This window comes from Propylenella binzhouense (genome assembly GCF_009866965.1).
GTDB classification, from domain to species: Bacteria; Pseudomonadota; Alphaproteobacteria; order Rhizobiales; family Afifellaceae; genus Propylenella; species Propylenella binzhouense.
On sequence record NZ_SPKJ01000090.1, the window covers coordinates 1 to 16,380 of the forward strand.

The 16,380-nt window shown below is 69.4% G+C and carries 16 protein-coding genes; 12 read left to right on the forward strand and 4 right to left on the reverse strand.

All coding sequences use genetic code 11. The features are described from left to right. Window positions 1–285 precede the first annotated feature (285 nt). Window positions 286–1,413: an S-(hydroxymethyl)glutathione dehydrogenase/class III alcohol dehydrogenase gene (locus E4O86_RS18515; RefSeq protein WP_161142034.1), complete on the forward strand. Its 1,128-nt coding sequence runs from the start codon at window positions 286–288 to the stop codon at window positions 1,411–1,413. A 39-nt stretch (window positions 1,414–1,452) separates the two neighbouring features. Here the strand turns inward: E4O86_RS18515 and E4O86_RS18520 are convergent, their stop codons facing one another. Next, a complete protein-coding gene (locus tag E4O86_RS18520; protein WP_161142035.1) occupies window positions 1,453–2,331 on the reverse strand; it encodes a uracil-DNA glycosylase in 879 nt (292 codons plus the stop codon). Between the two features lie 154 nt (window positions 2,332–2,485). Between E4O86_RS18520 and E4O86_RS18525 the strand changes: the two genes are divergently transcribed. The 7 genes from E4O86_RS18525 (at window position 2,486) to E4O86_RS18555 (ending at window position 10,330) form a co-directional block, all read left to right on the forward strand. Further along, window positions 2,486–4,147 carry an electron transfer flavoprotein-ubiquinone oxidoreductase gene (locus tag E4O86_RS18525; protein ID WP_161142036.1) on the forward strand — a complete coding sequence of 554 codons (1,662 nt, stop codon included), beginning with the start codon at window positions 2,486–2,488 and terminating at the stop codon, window positions 4,145–4,147. Window positions 4,148–4,263: 116 nt separating this feature from the next. Further along, complete coding sequence (locus E4O86_RS18530; protein ID WP_161142037.1) at window positions 4,264–5,388, forward strand: AAA family ATPase; 1,125 nt, start codon at window positions 4,264–4,266, stop codon at window positions 5,386–5,388. 225 nt (window positions 5,389–5,613) lie between these two features. Beyond that, window positions 5,614–6,252 carry a hypothetical protein gene (locus E4O86_RS18535; protein ID WP_161142038.1) on the forward strand — a complete coding sequence of 213 codons (639 nt, stop codon included), beginning with the start codon at window positions 5,614–5,616 and terminating at the stop codon, window positions 6,250–6,252. Window positions 6,253–6,523: 271 nt separating this feature from the next. Beyond that, a complete protein-coding gene (ilvC, locus tag E4O86_RS18540; protein ID WP_161142039.1) occupies window positions 6,524–7,543 on the forward strand; it encodes a ketol-acid reductoisomerase in 1,020 nt (339 codons plus the stop codon). A gap of 113 nt (window positions 7,544–7,656) precedes the next feature. Next, entirely contained in the window at window positions 7,657–8,904 is a 1,248-nt protein-coding gene (locus E4O86_RS18545) for a cation:proton antiporter (RefSeq protein ID WP_161142040.1), read from the forward strand. A 7-nt stretch (window positions 8,905–8,911) separates the two neighbouring features. Further along, on the forward strand, window positions 8,912–9,814 hold the full coding sequence (locus E4O86_RS18550) for a PhzF family phenazine biosynthesis protein (protein WP_161142041.1): 903 nt from the start codon (window positions 8,912–8,914) through the stop codon (window positions 9,812–9,814). A gap of 84 nt (window positions 9,815–9,898) precedes the next feature. Beyond that, window positions 9,899–10,330 (forward strand): hypothetical protein, encoded by a 432-nt coding sequence (locus tag E4O86_RS18555; RefSeq protein WP_161142042.1) that lies wholly within the window; start codon window positions 9,899–9,901, stop codon window positions 10,328–10,330. Window positions 10,331–10,342: 12 nt separating this feature from the next. Here the strand turns inward: E4O86_RS18555 and E4O86_RS18560 are convergent, their stop codons facing one another. After that, complete coding sequence (locus E4O86_RS18560; RefSeq protein WP_161142043.1) at window positions 10,343–10,603, reverse strand: hypothetical protein; 261 nt, start codon at window positions 10,601–10,603, stop codon at window positions 10,343–10,345. Window positions 10,604–10,879: 276 nt separating this feature from the next. On the opposite strand from E4O86_RS18560, the gene E4O86_RS18565 reads away from it, so the two are divergent. The 3 genes from E4O86_RS18565 to E4O86_RS18575 all read left to right on the forward strand — a co-directional run bounded on the left by E4O86_RS18565 (window position 10,880) and on the right by E4O86_RS18575 (window position 14,026). After that, window positions 10,880–11,167, forward strand: coding sequence for a hypothetical protein (locus E4O86_RS18565; protein WP_161142044.1), 288 nt, complete (start codon window positions 10,880–10,882; stop codon window positions 11,165–11,167). 298 nt (window positions 11,168–11,465) lie between these two features. Next, on the forward strand, window positions 11,466–13,031 hold the full coding sequence (locus tag E4O86_RS18570) for a 2-isopropylmalate synthase (RefSeq protein ID WP_161142045.1): 1,566 nt from the start codon (window positions 11,466–11,468) through the stop codon (window positions 13,029–13,031). A gap of 77 nt (window positions 13,032–13,108) precedes the next feature. Beyond that, window positions 13,109–14,026: a heparan-alpha-glucosaminide N-acetyltransferase gene (locus tag E4O86_RS18575; protein WP_425500140.1), complete on the forward strand. Its 918-nt coding sequence runs from the start codon at window positions 13,109–13,111 to the stop codon at window positions 14,024–14,026. Here E4O86_RS18575 and mbfA read toward each other — a convergent pair. Continuing rightward, window positions 14,023–15,000 carry an iron exporter MbfA gene (mbfA, locus tag E4O86_RS18580; RefSeq protein WP_161142046.1) on the reverse strand — a complete coding sequence of 326 codons (978 nt, stop codon included), beginning with the start codon at window positions 14,998–15,000 and terminating at the stop codon, window positions 14,023–14,025. The two genes, E4O86_RS18575 and mbfA, sit on opposite strands and share 4 nt — an antisense overlap. A gap of 109 nt (window positions 15,001–15,109) precedes the next feature. Continuing rightward, window positions 15,110–15,736, reverse strand: a complete 627-nt coding sequence (locus tag E4O86_RS18585; protein WP_425500139.1) for a UdgX family uracil-DNA binding protein — start codon at window positions 15,734–15,736, stop codon at window positions 15,110–15,112. Between the two features lie 131 nt (window positions 15,737–15,867). Between E4O86_RS18585 and E4O86_RS18590 the strand changes: the two genes are divergently transcribed. Further along, window positions 15,868–16,269, forward strand: coding sequence for a Fur family transcriptional regulator (locus tag E4O86_RS18590; protein ID WP_161142048.1), 402 nt, complete (start codon window positions 15,868–15,870; stop codon window positions 16,267–16,269). Window positions 16,270–16,380 lie beyond the last annotated feature (111 nt).

The window sequence follows — 16,380 nt, forward strand, 5'->3', positions numbered from 1 at the left end:
CTCGGCGGCGAGGGCGCGGCCGGCACGGAGCGGCAGGAGCGGCGCGAGCGCGGTCGCGGCGGCGGCGGCCAGCATACCGCGGCGGGTGAGCCCGGTTCCTCCGCGCGCTCCGCCGGTTCGATCGGAAGCCGACATGGCGTATCCTCATATTCGGTTTTTCGCATCCTTAAGCGGCTCACGCGCGCGGTCAATGGCGATGATCGGAGGAGGCGATCGGGCCCGCCTCGTTGCGGCGGCGTGCCCGGCCGCTAGAATGGCGGCGAGGATTCTGCGAGGAGCGAAGAGATGGATGTCCGTGCAGCCGTTGCGTTCGAGGCCGGCAAGCCGCTCGAGGTGACCACCGTCCAGCTGGACGGGCCGCGCGAGGGCGAGGTGCTGGTCGAGATCAAGGCGACGGGCATCTGCCACACCGACGAGTTCACGCTGTCCGGCGCCGATCCGGAAGGGCTGTTCCCGGCCATTCTCGGTCACGAGGGCGCCGGCGTGGTGGTCGATGTCGGGCCGGGCGTGAAGAGCGTGCGGAAGGGCGACCACGTCATCCCGCTCTACACGCCGGAGTGCCGGGAGTGCCCCTCCTGCCTGTCGCGCAAGACCAATCTCTGCACGGCGATCCGCTCGACCCAGGGCCAGGGCCTGATGCCGGACGGCACCTCGCGCTTCTCGATCGAAGGCAGGACGCTCCACCATTACATGGGCACCTCGACCTTCGCGAACTACACCGTGCTGCCGGAGATCGCGGTGGCGCGGATCCGCGAGGACGCGCCCTTCGACAAGGTCTGCTACATCGGTTGCGGCGTCACCACGGGCGTCGGCGCCGTCATCAACACGGCGAGGGTCGAGCCCGGCGCCAAGGCGGTCGTCTTCGGCCTCGGCGGCATCGGCCTCAACGTCATCCAGGGCCTCCGCCTCGTCGGCGCCGACATGATCATCGGCGTCGACATCAACAATTCCAAGAAGGCGTGGGGCGAGCGCTTCGGGATGACGCATTTCGTCAACCCGCGCGAGATCGAGGGCGACATCGTCCCCCATCTCGTCAACATGACGAAGACCAAGGCCGACCAGATCGGCGGCGCGGACTACACCTTCGACTGCACCGGCAATGTCACGGTGATGCGGCAGGCGCTCGAGGCCTGCCATCGGGGCTGGGGACAGTCGATCGTCATCGGGGTCGCCCCGTCCGGCGCCGAGATCGCGACGCGGCCGTTCCAGCTCGTCACCGGCCGGGTATGGAAGGGCACGGCCTTCGGCGGCGCCAGGGGGCGCACCGACGTGCCGAGGATCGTCGACTGGTACATGGACGGCAAGATCGAGATCGATCCGATGATCACGCACACGATGCCGCTCTCCGACATCAACAGGGGCTTCGACCTGATGCATGCCGGCGAATCGATCCGCAGCGTCGTGGTCTACTGACGGCGGCCGGCTCCCGCCCGCACCGGCCACCTTCCGGGCTCAGCCCGCCAGCGCCTGCCTGATGGCGAGGAGATCGCGCCAGGCGAGCCGCTTCTGGAGCGGCTGGCGAAGCAGATAGGCCGGGTGGAGCGTCGCCATCGCGCGGATCGTCCGCCGGCCCGTATGGTAGCTCCGCCACTTGCCGCGCAGCCGCGTGATGCCCTCGGAGGTGTCGAGGATCGCCTTTGCCGAGGCGCCGCCGAGAAGCACCAGCACGTCCGGATCGACGAGCTCGATCTGCCGCCGGACGAACGGCTTGCAGATCTCGGTCTCCTGCGGCGTCGGCGTGCGGTTGCCGGGCGGGCGCCAGGGAATCACGTTGGCGATGTAGACGCCGGTGCGGTCGAGCCCGATCGCGGCAAGCATGCGGTCGAGCAGCTGGCCTGAGCGCCCGACGAAGGGCACGCCCTGCAGGTCCTCCTCGAGTCCCGGCGCCTCGCCGACCATCATCAGGCGCGCCGCCGGGTTGCCGTCGCTGAAGACGAGCTTGGTCGCGGTGAGCCGCAGGTTGCAGCCTTCGAAGCGGGAAAGGATCGCGGAAAGCTCCTCCAGGGTCGCGGCGCTCGCCGCCGCCTCGCGGGCGGACATGACCGCCTGTTCGGAGGGGATCGCGACGGTCGGAGGCGGGACGGCCGGCCGCAGCGGTTCCGGCGGCGCGGCGGCCGCGTCTCTCTGCAGCGCCGGCGCGGCGGCGACCGGATTCGGCGGCTCGCTTGGCTCGGCGGCCGTGGCGCGCCGCTGTTCCGCACGCGCTTCCCGCTCTTCGAGCGACAGTGCGAAGCGGTCGACGCCCGCCTCCTCCGTCGCAAGGTCGACGCCCGCCTCGGCGTAGAAGGCGAGCAGCGCTTCGAGCGCGCGGCGGTCGGCGGCTTCGGGCATGTCCTTCCATGTCACGAGCGGCGCGCCGCGCCAAGCGGGGCGGACCGGCTCCGCGCCGGGATGGATCGCGTCCGGCCGCGCCGCCCCGGATGGACAGGCGGGAATCCGCTCTTTATCCCGGATGTGTGGCGGAACGATCCGGGGGAGAAGCGGCATGACCGAGGAAGGCGCGCTGCCCGAGCGCGAGAGCATGGAATATGACGTGGTCGTCATCGGGGCCGGCCCGGCCGGCCTCTCCGCCGCGATCCGCCTGAAGCAGATCGACCCGGACCTCTCCGTGGTCGTGCTCGAGAAGGCGTCGGAGGTGGGCGCCCACATCCTTTCCGGCGCGGTGATCGACCCGATCGGCCTCGACCGGCTCCTGCCCGGATGGCGGAGCGAGGAGACGCCGGTCCGGACGCCGGTGACCGAGGACCGCTTCCTCTATCTCGGGCCTTCCGGCGCCATCCGCCTGCCGAACTTCATGATGCCGAAGCTCATGGACAACCACGGCAATTTCATCGTCTCGCTCGGCAGCGTCTGCCGCTGGCTGGGCGAACGGGCGGAGGCGCTCGGCGTCGAGATCTATCCGGGCTTCGCCGCCGCCGAAATCCTGACCGACGCGGGCGGCCGCGTGATCGGGGTCGCCACCGGCGACATGGGGATCGGCCGCGACGGCGAGCCGGGGCCGAACTTCCAGCGCGGCATGGCGCTGCTCGGCAAGTACACGCTCGTCGCGGAGGGCGCCCGCGGCTCGATCGCGAAGGACGTGATCCGCCGTTTCGCGCTCGACGAGGGCCGCGATCCGCCCAAGTTCGGCATCGGCCTGAAGGAGCTCTGGGAGGTCGATCCGGCGCGCCACCGCCCCGGCCTCGTCCAGCACAGTTTCGGCTGGCCGCTCGACGGCCGCACCGGCGGGGGTTCCTTCCTCTATCATTTCGAGGAGAACCTCGTGTCGGTGGGCTTCGTCGTCCATCTCAACTACGCCAATCCCTATCTCTCGCCGTTCGAGGAGTTCCAGCGCTTCAAGACCCACGAGGCGGTCCGCGACCTGTTCGAGGGCGGAAGGCGGATCGGCTACGGGGCGCGGGCGATCACCGAGGGCGGCTGGCAGAGCGTGCCGAAGCTCGCCTTCCCGGGCGGCGCGCTCGTCGGCTGCGCCGCCGGCTTCGTCAACGTGCCGCGCATCAAGGGCAGCCACAATGCGATGCTCTCCGGCATGCTCGCCGCCGAGCATGCCGCGGCCGCAATCGCCGCGGGCCGCGCCCATGACGAGCTCGCCGGATACGATGAAGCCTGGCGGGACTCCGAGATCGGCCGCGACCTGAAGCGCGTCCGGAACGTGAAGCCCCTCTGGTCGAAATACGGCACGGTCGGCGGCGTCGTTCTCGGCGGCCTCGACATGTGGACGAACGAGCTCTTCGGCGCCTCGCTGTTCGGCACGCTCCGGCACGGCAAGCCGGACAGCGCCACGCTCGTTCCGGCCGGCAAGGCGAAGAAAATCGACTATCCGAAGCCCGACGGCACGCTCACCTTCGACCGGCTCTCCTCGGTGTTCCTGTCGAACACCAATCACGAGGAGGACCAGCCGGTCCATCTGCGGCTCGCCGACCCGGTCCTCCAGAAGGCGAGCGAGCACGATGTCTTCGCCGGCCCCTCGGCGCGCTACTGCCCGGCGGGCGTCTACGAATGGGTGGAGGAGGCGGGCGATCCGAAGTTCGTGATCAACGCGCAGAACTGCGTCCACTGCAAGACCTGCGACATCAAGGATCCGAACGGCAACATCACCTGGGTGCCGCCGCAGGGCGGCGAGGGGCCGGTCTATCTGAAGATGTGAGCGGTCCGGTTCTCGTTGTGTTCCCGCGGCCGGGATGATAGGTCCCGTCCCGGCGCAAGCGGGAATCGGCCTGCCGCGCGAAATCCAGCCGTCGAGTGCGATCTGACGACCCGCCCGTGAAGCTCTCCCCGCAGCAGGACGACGCACTCAAGGCCGTGGCGCGGTGGCTGAAGGCCGGTCATCCGCAGGTGTTCCGGCTGTTCGGCTTCGCCGGCACGGGCAAGACCACGCTCGCCCGGCTCCTCGCCGAAGGCGTCGACGGCGACGTCCTCTTCGCCGCCTTCACCGGCAAGGCGGCGCAGGTGCTGCGCAACAAGGGCTGCGCCAATGCCCGCACCATCCATTCGCTGATCTACCGCCCGCGCGGCGAGAAGGCGGAGGAGGAGACCGGCGAGATCGCGCCCGCCTTCTCGCTCAACCGCACCAGCCCGGTCGCCAAGGCGAAGCTCATCGTCGTCGACGAATGCTCGATGGTCGACGAGGCGCTCGGGCGCGACCTCCTCTCCTTCGGGACGCCGGTGCTCGTCCTCGGCGATCCCGGCCAGCTGCCGCCGGTCAAGTCGGCCGAGGGCGGCGGCGGCTTCTTCACCGAGCACGAGCCGGACATGCTGCTCACCGAGGTGCACCGCCAGGCGCGCGACAACCCGATCATCGCGCTCGCCCATGCGGTCCGGGAGGGCGGGACGCCCGCCTTCGGCAGCTACGGCGAGAGCCGCGTCGTCAGCCGGCGCGAGATCGACGCCGAGGCCGTGCTCGCCGCGGATCAGGTGCTTGTCGGCACCAATCGGACGCGCCGCCTCTACAACGCCCGCATCCGGACGTTGAAGGGCTTCGAGGGAAAGCTTCCGGCGGCCGGCGACAAGCTCGTCTGCCTCAGGAACAATTCCGAGAAGGGCCTGCTCAATGGCGGGCTCTGGCGGGTCACCTCGCTCGGCGCCGGCTCCGGCGCGGCGCTCACCATGCTGGTGCGCTCCGAGGAGGAGGGCAGGCACGGCCCGTCCGCCAAGATCCGCGTGCTGAAGGCGCTCTTCGAGGAGGGGCCGGAGACCGTGCCCTGGCAGATGCGCAGGAATTCCGACGAGTTCGACTACGGCTACGCGCTCACCGTCCACAAGGCGCAGGGCTCGCAATGGGACCGGATCGTTCTCTTCGACGAGAGCTGGGCCTTCCGCGAGACGCGCGAGCGCTGGCTCTATACCGCGATCACCCGCGCCGCCGAGCAGATCACCATCGTCCGGTGACCGGCGGTCCGTGCTGAAGCCGGTAGCCTCCCGGCAACGCAACGATCCTGCCGGGAAGAAACGTTCGATTCCGAAGAGAAACATCTTCCGGCGGAAGTGAAACCGTTTCGTCGGTTCGCGAAAACCTCTGGATATCCTGCCGGTCTAGATCGCCTCCATTCCAGACGGGCGCGGCGTCCATGAGCTCGGCTCCGGACGCGCCCGATCTTGTCGAAGGAGAGACCGATGGCTTCGAAGTTTATCTCGATCGCTGCGGCAGCGGGGCTGCTTGCGGCAACCGCCGCGCAGGCCCACGACCTGTGCGATCCGCTCGCCGAGCCGACGCTTGACGAAGTGCGGGCGGCGACCGCGAAATATCGCGACGTGAATGTCGCGCTCGCCGAAGGCTATGTCCGCGATCCCATGAATGTCTGCGACACGGCCGAGATGATGGGCAAGCCCGCCGCGCTCGGCGGCATGGGCATCCATTTCGTCCGCATGGACCGGCTCGGGATCACGGCTCCGCCCAATCCGCGCGTCGACGGCACGGGCACCTACACGGATTTCCGCGCCCCCGCCGTCCTCATCTACGAGCCCCAGGCGGACGGCTCGCTCGAACTGGTGGCCGTGGAGAATCTCGTCTTCGCGTCGGCCTGGAAGGCCGCCGGCAACGACGCGCCTCCGTCCTTCCAGGGCGTCGCCTATGACAGGATGGCCGACGATCCGGCGACGGCGATCGACGAGGCACACATGTTCGAGCCGCATTACGACCGCCACGTCTGGATCTGGCGGGAGAACCCCAACGGCGTCTACGCCCAGTTCAATCCGAACGTGACCTGCGAGCACCACGTCGGCGGCGGCCACGAGCAGCACGCCCACCGCTGACGCGGACCGGCCGGGGGCCGTTGGTTTCGCCTCCGGCCGGCCCGCCTGGAAATCGAGCGATATCTGCGCGCCAGGAGAGGCGCTGCGCCGGGCTACTGGGGTACTGACGACGACAGCGGCGGCACTCGAACGGTACCCTCCCGGGCGACCGGCTCGTGCTTCTTCCCGAGGTTCCGAGGTTGCCCGCCGGGACCGCCCCCGCTAGAACGCCGCCGGCTCCATGAAAAAGCAGGCCGCCGGTGGCGGGGAAGAGCGGGAAGGACCGAAGGACATGCGCGTTTACTACGACCGCGACGCGGACGTGAATCTCATCAAGGATCGCAAGGTCGCGATCATCGGCTATGGCAGCCAGGGCCGCGCGCATGCGCTCAACCTCAAGGACTCGGGCGTGAAGGACGTGGCCGTCGCGTTGCGGCCGGGCTCCTCGACGGCGAAGAAGGCGGAGGCCGACGGCTTCCGCGTCCTTTCCGTCGCCGAGGCGGCGGGCTGGGCCGACCTCATGATGATGGCGACCCCGGACGAGCTCCAGGCCGACATCTGGCGCGAGCACATCGCGTCGAACATCCGCGACGGCGCGGCGATCGCCTTCGCGCATGGTCTCAACGTGCATTTCGCCCTGATCGAGCCGAAGGCCTCGATCGACGTCGTCATGATCGCGCCCAAGGGCCCGGGCCACACCGTCCGCGGCGAGTACCAGAAGGGCGGCGGCGTGCCCTGCCTCATCGCGGTCGCGCAGGATGCCTCCGGCAACGCCCACGATCTCGCGCTCTCCTATGCCTCGGCGATCGGCGGCGGCCGCTCCGGCATCATCGAGACGACCTTCAAGGAAGAGTGCGAGACCGATCTCTTCGGCGAGCAGGCCGTGCTCTGCGGCGGGCTGGTCGAGCTCATCCGCGCCGGCTTCGAGACGCTGGTCGAGGCGGGCTACGCGCCCGAGATGGCCTATTTCGAGTGCCTCCACGAGGTGAAGCTCATCGTCGACCTCATCTACGAGGGCGGCATCGCCAACATGAACTACTCGATCTCGAACACGGCCGAATGGGGCGAGTACGTCACCGGCCCGCGCATCATCACCGACGGCACCAAGGCCGAGATGCGCAAGGTCCTGAGGGACATCCAGACCGGCAAGTTCACGTCGGAATGGATGCAGGAATACCGGGCCGGCGCCGCGAAGTTCAAGGCGACCCGGCGCCTGAACGACGCCCATCCGATCGAGGAGGTCGGCGAGAAGCTCCGCGCCATGATGCCCTGGATCACGGCCAACAAGCTCGTCGACAAGGCGAAGAACTGAGCGGCGCGGCAGCGGCGCAGACCGAACCCCGCGCGCTGCGCGGGGTTCTTTCGTTTCCGGCCAGCGCCTGCTGAGATGGCGGCCGGTGCCCGGAGGCGGGCAAAGGAGGTCCGATGCTGACGCTGTTCGAACTTGCCGCCGCGCTCCTCGTGCTTTCGGCCGTCTTCGGCTGGATCAACACGCGCTTCTTCCGGCTGCCGCAGACGATCGGGCTCGTCACGATGGCCCTCTTCGCCTCCCTGGCGCTCATCGGGTTCGACCATCTCTTTCCCGGCTCCCCGCTGCGCGAGTTCGTGACGGGGACCCTCGCCCAGATCGACTTCTTCGACGTCGTCATGCACGGCATGCTCGCCTTCCTGCTCTTCGCCGGCGCGCTCCATGTCGATTTCGCCGAGCTGAGCCATGAGCGCTGGCCGGTCGGGGTGCTGGCGACGGTCGGCGTCGTCCTGTCGACCGCGCTCGTCGGGGCCGGGTTCTGGCTGCTCGCCCGCTTCGTCGGGATCGAGATGCCGTTCGCCTGGGCGCTCGTCTTCGGCGCGCTCGTCAGCCCGACGGATCCGGTCGCGGTGCTCTCGCTGCTGAAGTCGGTCCGCGTCCCGGAAACGCTGGAGGTGAAGATCGCCGGCGAGAGCCTCTTCAACGACGGCGTCGGCGTCGTGGTGTTCACGGCGCTCCTGGCGGTCGCAGTCGGCGGCGGCGGCGGGCCGGGCGTTCTCCATGTCGGCGAGATCTTCGTGGTGGAGGCCCTGGGCGGGGTCGCCCTCGGCGTCGCGGCGGGCGCTATCGCCGTGCGCGCAATGCAGTCGATCGACAATTATCCGGTCGAGGTGCTGATCTCGCTCGCGCTCGTGACCGGGCTCTACGCCCTGGCGATCCGGATCGGGACCTCCGGTCCGCTCGCCGTCGTCGCGGCCGGGCTGCTGGTCGGCAATCGCGGCGCGGCGACCGCGATGAGCGACCTCACCCAGCGTTATCTCTTCGGGTTCTGGGAACTCGTCGACGAGCTTCTGAATTCCGTGCTCTTCCTGCTCATCGGGCTGGAGGTGCTCGTCATCGCGGTCGACCGCTCGCTGCTCGGCTTCGGCCTTGCGGCGATCCCCCTGGTGCTCGTGGCGCGGCTCTGCTCCGTCTCGGCGCCCATGCTGGTGGCGCCGCTCCGCCGCACCTTCACGCGCGGCTCGCTCCCCGTCCTCACCTGGGGCGGGCTGCGCGGTGGCATATCCGTCGCGCTCGCCCTGTCGCTGCCGGAAAGCCCCTATCGGGAGCCCGTCCTCCTCGCGACCTATTGCGTCGTCATATTCTCTGTTGTCATTCAGGGCCTGACGATCCCCGTGCTGATCCGCAGGATCGGCTTCGAGTGAGGATGGGATGGCGAGACGATACCAGATCTACGACGTCTTCTCGGATCGCGCGCTCGCCGGCAATCCGCTCGCCGTCGTGCTCGAGGCGGAGGGGCTCGATACCCGCGCCATGCAGGCGATCGCGCGCGAGTTCAACCTCTCCGAGACGGTGTTCGTGACGCTGCCCGACAATCCCGGGCACGCCGCCAAGCTCAGGATCTTCACGCCGGTTTCGGAGCTCCCCTTCGCGGGCCACCCGACTGTCGGCACGGCCGTCGCGCTCGCCTCGGAACGGTTCCGCGGCGCGGCCCCCGGCGAGCAGGACGCCGTGATCGTGCTCGAGGAGAATATCGGGCCGGTGCGCTGCGGCGTGACGGTGGACGGTGCCGCCGGCTTTGCCGAGTTCGATTCGCCGCGCCTTCCGAAGGCGCTGGGCCAGGCTCCGGAACGGGATCTGATCGCGGGCGCCCTCGGTATCAACGTCTCGGAGATCGGCTTCGAGAACCATGCGCCCTCGGTCTGGACGGCCGGCGTTCCCTTCCACTTCGTGCCTGTCCGCGACCGCTCCGTGCTGGCCGAGGCGGCGCCGATGCGGGCGGAATGGACCGCGGCCTTCGGCGACGACGGCGCCTATGTCTATACGCGCGACGCGGAGGGCCACGATCATGCCTTTCGCGCCCGCATGTTCGCGCCGCTCCACGGCATCGAGGAGGACCCGGCGACGGGGTCGGCGGCCGCCGCCTTCGCAGGGCCGATCCGCCATTACGACGATCTGCCGGAGGGCTCGCATGTCTGCCTCGTCGAGCAGGGCTACGAGATGGGGCGACCCTCGCTGATCCGGGTCGAGCTCGCCGTCTCCGGCGGCAGCATTTCCGCCGTGCGCATCGGCGGCCGCGCCCTGCGCGTCGCCCAGGGCGTGCTGGAGCTCTGATCCCGCGGCGGAAATTGATCTTCCGCAAGGCGGGCCGAATCGCCGCATCCTAGGCGGTAAAGGTCAGTCGTTCCGGCAGGTGCAATGTACGACCTCCTCCTGATGGCCCATCTCATCATCATCGCCATGGTGACGGGGATGGCCTTCTCGCATCTCCTGATGCTCAGGGTGAGCGCGGGCCAATCGGGCGAGCGCGGTCTCGCGCTTGCGCTTGCCCGGCGCACGATGGCCGATTTCACCACCATGGCGGTGATCTTCGTCTGGATCACCGGCGTCATGCTGCTCTGGAGCCAGTACGGCCAGACCGGGCGCGTCGTCAGCGCATGGTTCTACGCCAAGGTCGGCTTCGTCGGCATTCTGACGGTCGCCCATGTCATGCAGCGCATGCAGGCGGCCCGCATGCAGGGCGTCGTCGGCGAAGAGGATCGCGCCCGTCTCGAGCTCTGGGTCGCCGTGGTTTGGCTCGCGGCCCTCGTTTCGATCTGCCTCGCCGTCGTCTCCTTCGCGCGGATCTGAGCGGCGGCCGCCTCAGGCGAGGAGGTCGAGCGCCGTCGCCATCGCCCGCGCCGAGCCGTCCTCGTCGCCGTTCGCCTGCAGCCGGCGCGCCTCGGCGAGGAGCGCGCGCACGCGGGCCAGAACATCGCTGTCGAGCTCACGGTCGTCGAGCGCCAGCCCGACCTCCTCGCACGGATCGGCGCGGCGGTCGTTCGCAAGCGTGGGATTGGCGACGCCAGACCCGATCACGGCGAGAACGACCGCGATGGTCAAGTCCTGCTTCAACCGCGTCATGATCATCTCCGTCTCCCCTTCTTCGGCAATGAAGCTGCTCTCGATGGCCGAATGAAGGCACGCGGGCGGCGCGCTTCGGGATCTCGCGGCGCCGCGCGCAACCGGGGCGGCCGGTGGCGCGGCGGCGGCTGGCCGCACGCCGTGCAGCGAGCTTGAATGCTTGCGGGCTACGCGCTTCATATGTCCGCCGTCGCGTTTGGCGACGGGGGAGAGTGGGATATGCGCGCCGCGAGTGCGGGATTATTGATCCTGTTAGCCGCTCTGGGCGGGACTTCCATGGCGAAGTCTTTGACGTTCCGGCAATATGTCGTCCTGTCGGTCGGCGAGAAGACGATCGTCTACGGCGTGCGGGGCGACAATTGCCAGGATGCGCCGGTTTTCGCCGAGCTTCGGCGCCTGCCGAAGACGGCGCTCGGCACATTCTCCGACGGCGGGGCCGCGACCCGGGACAGCAAGGCGTGCGGACCGAGAACCCCGGTGCGTGCGGTGCTCTTCACGGCCACCAGGCGCGGCAGGGAGAAGCTCGACTTCTACGGCGACAGCGTCACGATCGAGGTGAAGTAGGAGCTACCCCGCGGCGCGCCTTGTTGCACTGACGGGCCAAACCCGGTACAAGGCGCGCCGAGGCGAGGTTTCGACGAATGTCCGAGCGGTCCCTGATCGCAGCATCGGTGTCGACTGGTCCGCGTTCGGCGCGGAGCCTTCCGCTCGGCCTCGGTCTCCTTCTTCTTAGCTGCCCCTGAGCGTCGGCAGCCCGGATCCTTCGAAGGATCGCGCAGGGCGGGCACTCAGGGGAGACGACGAGCCGAGGAGATGATCGCGCGCCCATGGCGGCAGCGCCTGAGACCCGAGAGGAATTGAGATGAGTACCCCCAACGGACGCACGGACGCCGACCGCGTCCTGATCTTCGACACCACCTTGCGCGACGGCGAGCAGTGCCCCGGCGCGACCATGACCTTCGAGGAGAAGCTCGAGGTCGCCGACCTTCTCGACGGCATGGGCGTCGACATCATCGAGGCCGGATTCCCGATCGCCTCGGTCGGCGATTTCGAGGCCGTGAGCGAGATCGCCCGGCGCGTGCGGAACGCCACCGTCGCCGGCCTCGCCCGTGCCGGCTTCAACGATATCGATCGCGCCGGCGAGGCCGTGCGCGCCGCCCGGCGGCCGCGCATCCACACCTTCATCTCCACCTCTCCGGTCCACATGAAGCACAAGCTCCAGAAGGAGCCGGACCAGGTGCTGGAGATGGTGATCGCCTCCGTCGCCCGCGCGCGCAATCTCGTCGAGGACGTCGAGTGGTCCTGCGAGGACGGCACCCGCACGGAGCACGATTTCCTCTGCCGTTGCGTCGAGGCCGCGATCAATGCGGGCGCGACCACGATCAACATCCCGGACACGGTCGGCTACACCACGCCGGACGAGTACCGCGCGCTCTTCCGCATGGTGCGCGAGCGGGTGCCGAACGCCGACAAGGCGGTGTTCTCGGTCCATTGCCACGACGATCTCGGCATGGCGGTCGCGAACTCGCTCGCCGGCGTGGAAGGCGGCGCGCGCCAGGTCGAGTGCACCATCAACGGCATCGGCGAGCGAGCTGGCAATGCCGCGCTCGAGGAGGTCGTGATGGCGATCCGCACGCGTTCGGACGCCTATCCGTACGCGACCGGCATCGACGCGACGCAGCTCACCCGCGCGTCCAGGCTGGTATCGGCGGTCACCTCGTTCCCGGTCCAGTACAACAAGGCGATCGTCGGCCGGAACGCCTTCGCCCATGAGAGCGGCATCCATCAGGACGGGATGCTGAAGAACACCCAGACCTACGAGATCATGACGCCGGAATCCGTCGGCGTCTCGAAGACCTCCCTCGTCATGGGCAAGCATTCGGGGCGCGCCGCCTTCCGCTCCAAGCTGCGCGAGCTCGGCTATCAGCTCGGCGAGAACGCGGTCGAGGACGCCTTCACCCGGTTCAAGGCCCTCGCCGACCGCAAGAAGCACGTCTATGACGAGGACATCGAGGCGCTCCTGGATCAGGAGATCGCCTCCGCCCATGAGCGCGTGAAGGTGCTCTCGCTCACCATCATCGCCGGCACCATGGGCCCGCAGAGCGCGACGATCACGCTCGATCTCGACGGCGAGCACCGCACCGTGCAGGCGACCGGGAACGGGCCGGTCGACGCGATCTTCAACGCCATCAACACGCTCGTGCCGAACGAGGCGGTGCTGGAGCTCTACCAGGTCTCCGCCGTCACCGAGGGGACCGACGCCCAGGCCGAGGTCTCCGTCCGCCTGGAGGAGAAGGGCAAGACCGTGACCGGCCGCGCCGCCGACACCGACACGCTCGTCGCCTCCGCGCGGGCCTATGTCTCGGCGCTCAACAAGCTGATGACGCGGCGCGTGACGAACGTGCCGGAAGCGCTCAGGGCGATCTGAGCACGGCCCGGCAGGGGGAGCGGAGCCCGGTTCCGCTCCGCATCGATGCGCCGGCGGCGTCCGCCCCGCCGGCGCGGCTGCCGGCCGTCGACGCGGCGCGCGGCCTCGCCATCCTGGCGATGGTCGTCTACCACTTCTCCTGGGACCTGAGCTTCTTCGGCCTGATCGGGGTGGATGTCGGTTCGGCGCTCGGCTGGCGCATCTTCGCGCGCCTCATCGCCGGCGCGTTCCTGTTCCTCGTCGGCGTCAGCCTGGTGCTCGCGAGCCGGCGGGGCATCCGCTGGCGTCCGTTCCTGCGCCGGCTCGCCATCCTCGTGGCGGCGGCCGCGGCGATCACGGTCGCAACCTGGTTCGTCTTTCCCGAAAGCTTCGTCTTCTTCGGGATCCTGCACGAGATCGCGCTTGCGAGCGTCCTCGGCCTCGCCTTCCTGCGCGCCCCGCTCCCCCTCGTCGCGGCCGCGGCGGTGCTTGCCGCGCTCGCGCCGTCCTTTCTCGCGGCGCCGGTCTTCGACCATCCCGCTTTGCTCTGGCTCGGCCTCTACACCGTCCCGCCGGTCTCCAACGACTACGTGCCGGTCTTCCCCTGGTTCGCGATCGTGCTCGCGGGCATCCTCGCCGCGCGGCTCGCCGCGGCGAGGCTCCCGGCGCCGGCGCATGTCGCGGCGCCGGCACGCGCGCTCGCATGGCTCGGGCGCAACAGCCTCGCGATCTATCTGGTCCACCAGCCAATCCTTTTCGGCGCGCTCTACGGGCTGCAGGCGCTCGGCGCCATCGCGCCTCCCGCCGAGCGGAGCTTCGTCGAGAGCTGCGTGCCAGCCTGCGTCGCCACCGCGCGCGAGGAGGTGCTCTGCCGCGCCGCCTGCGGCTGCGTGCTCCGCGAGGCGAAGGCGGAAGGCATCTGGGAGAGCCTGCAGGCGGGCGCGCTCAGCGAGGACGAGCGTGGGATCTACGACCGCCTGGCGCGGCAATGCTTCTCGGGGCCGGAAGTCCGCTAGGCGCTTCCGATCAGGATGCCGGTCGCGAAGACGAGCGCGCCGCCGAGCACCACCTGCAGCGCGGCGCGGAAGAACGGCGTCTCCATGAAGCGGTTCTGGATCCAGGCGATCGCCCAGAGCTCGCACACCACGACGATCATGGCGATCGTCGTGGCGGTCCAGAAATGCGGGATGAGGTAGGGGAGGGCGTGGCCGAGCCCCCCGAGCGCGGTCATCACGCCCGAGGCGATGCCGCGGCGGACCGGCGAGCCCCGTCCCGTGAGCGCCCCGTCGTCGGAGAGCGCTTCGGTGAAGCCCATCGAGATGCCGGCGCCGATCGAGGCGGCGAGGCCGACGAGGAAGGTCTGCCACGGGTCGCCGGTCGCGAAGGCGGCGGCGAAGACCGGCGCGAGGGTCGAGACCGATCCGTCCATCAGTCCGGCGAGGCCCGGCTGGACGTAGGTCAGCACGAAGCGGCGATGGGCGATCTCGTCCTCGGCGGTCTTCCTGTCTCCGCCGAGATACTTTTCCTCGAGCGCCTCGGCGGTGTGCTCGTGCCCCGCTTCGGCCGCCGCGAGATCGAGGAGGAGCGTGCGGATCGCTGGATCCTTCGCCCGCTCCGCGGCGTGCCTGTAGAACCGTTCGGCATCCTGTTCCATCAGCGCGGCTTCGGACCGGACGCGGTCGAGCCCGAGTTCGCTGACCAGCCAGTATGGGCGGCGGGCATAATAGCCCGACACGTGCTCCCGCCGGATCGGCGGGATCACGGACCCGAAGCGCGCCCGGTAGGCTTCCGTGAGGCGCCTCTGGTGCTCGTTCTCCTCGGCGGCCATCCCGTCGAACACCGATGCGGTCTGCGGGTAGTCCGCTCGCAGCCTTTCCGCGTAGGTGGCGTAGATCCGGCCGTCCTCCTCCTCCGAGGAGATCGCGAGCGCCAGCACCTCGGCCTCGGAGAGATCTGAAAAGCGGCGGCGGGCGAAGAATTCGGGAAGCATGGGAGAACCTCGCCCGCACCTTAGCCGTCTCGGGTCCGCGCGCAACTGCACCGGTCGTGACTCCACCGGCCTTTGCGATGCGTGTTGAATGGCGCGGTCCGGCAGGCCCTCAGGCGACCATCTTCAGGTCCGCCACGAAAGCGAGGAAACCCTTCTCCTTCGCCGCCCGGTCGGGGATGCGCAGCAGCATCGAGGGATGCACGGTGAGGAGGAGGCGGAACCCGCGCGGGTCGTCGGAGGGGCGGCCGCGCTCCGACAGCACCTTCACCGCACGGCCGTAAAGGGCCTGGCCGGCGGTGGCGCCGAGCGCGACCACCGTCTCGGGCCGGATCACGGCGATCTCGCGGTCGAGCCACCATTTGCAGGCCTCGATCTCCGGACGGTCGGGCTTCTTGTGGATGCGGCGCTTGCCGCGCGGCTCGAACTTGAAGTGCTTCACCGCGTTGGTGACGTAGACCTCGTCGCGGTCGATCCCCGCCTCCGCGAGCGCGCGATCGAGCACCTGGCCGGCCGGACCCACGAAGGGCCGGCCCTGGAGGTCCTCCTGATCCCCCGGCTGCTCGCCGACCAGCATGACGCGGGCATCCGGCGGGCCCTCGCCGAAGACGGTCTGGGTGGCATCCTTGTAGAGCCGGCAGCGCGTGCAGCCTGCGGCCTCCTCGGCAAGAGCGGCGATGGTGGTGTTCGGACCGATTTCCGGCAGCAGGGCGTCGGCGAAGAGATCTGGGCGGCTCATTCTCGGCTCCTCGTCAGGAACGCCGGGCAGGTTCCTCCGTTCCGGTGGAAAAAACGACGCCTGGCCGGCGTGAGGGCCTTGCCGGTGTAATGTTATATGGTTACATGCGGCGTCGACGGAGGCTCCCATCCATGGCGACCGGCATGCTCAATTCCAATGACGAACGGATCCTTGGCGCGCTTGCCGCCTCCGATCGTCCGCTCTCCGCCTACGACATTCTCGAGCAGGTCCGCTCCGGGGGCCTGAAGGCTCCGGTCCAGGTCTACCGTTCGCTCGCCAAGCTGCAGCGCCAGGGCCTCGTGCACCGGATCGAGGCGCTGAATGCCTTCATCCGCTGCTGCCAGGCGGATCACGGCGGCCACCGGCCGGGCTTCGTGGTGTGCCGCGATTGCGGCCGGGTGCGCGAGTTCGAGGACCAGCGCATGGCCGCGATCGCGGAGAGCGCCGCCGGCTCGGATTTCGACATCGAGCGCATCTCCGTCGAGGTGCTGGGTCATTGCGGCCGCTGCCGCGGCGCGGCGGCGTCGCTCTGATGGACCAGCCGCTCCGCGGGAGCGCCGGCGCGATCGCGCTCGGCGAAGGGGAGGGCGACGCCGTCGCATCCCCGGCGCATGCGCGCCGCGCCGCCGTGCGCCCGCGGCTCG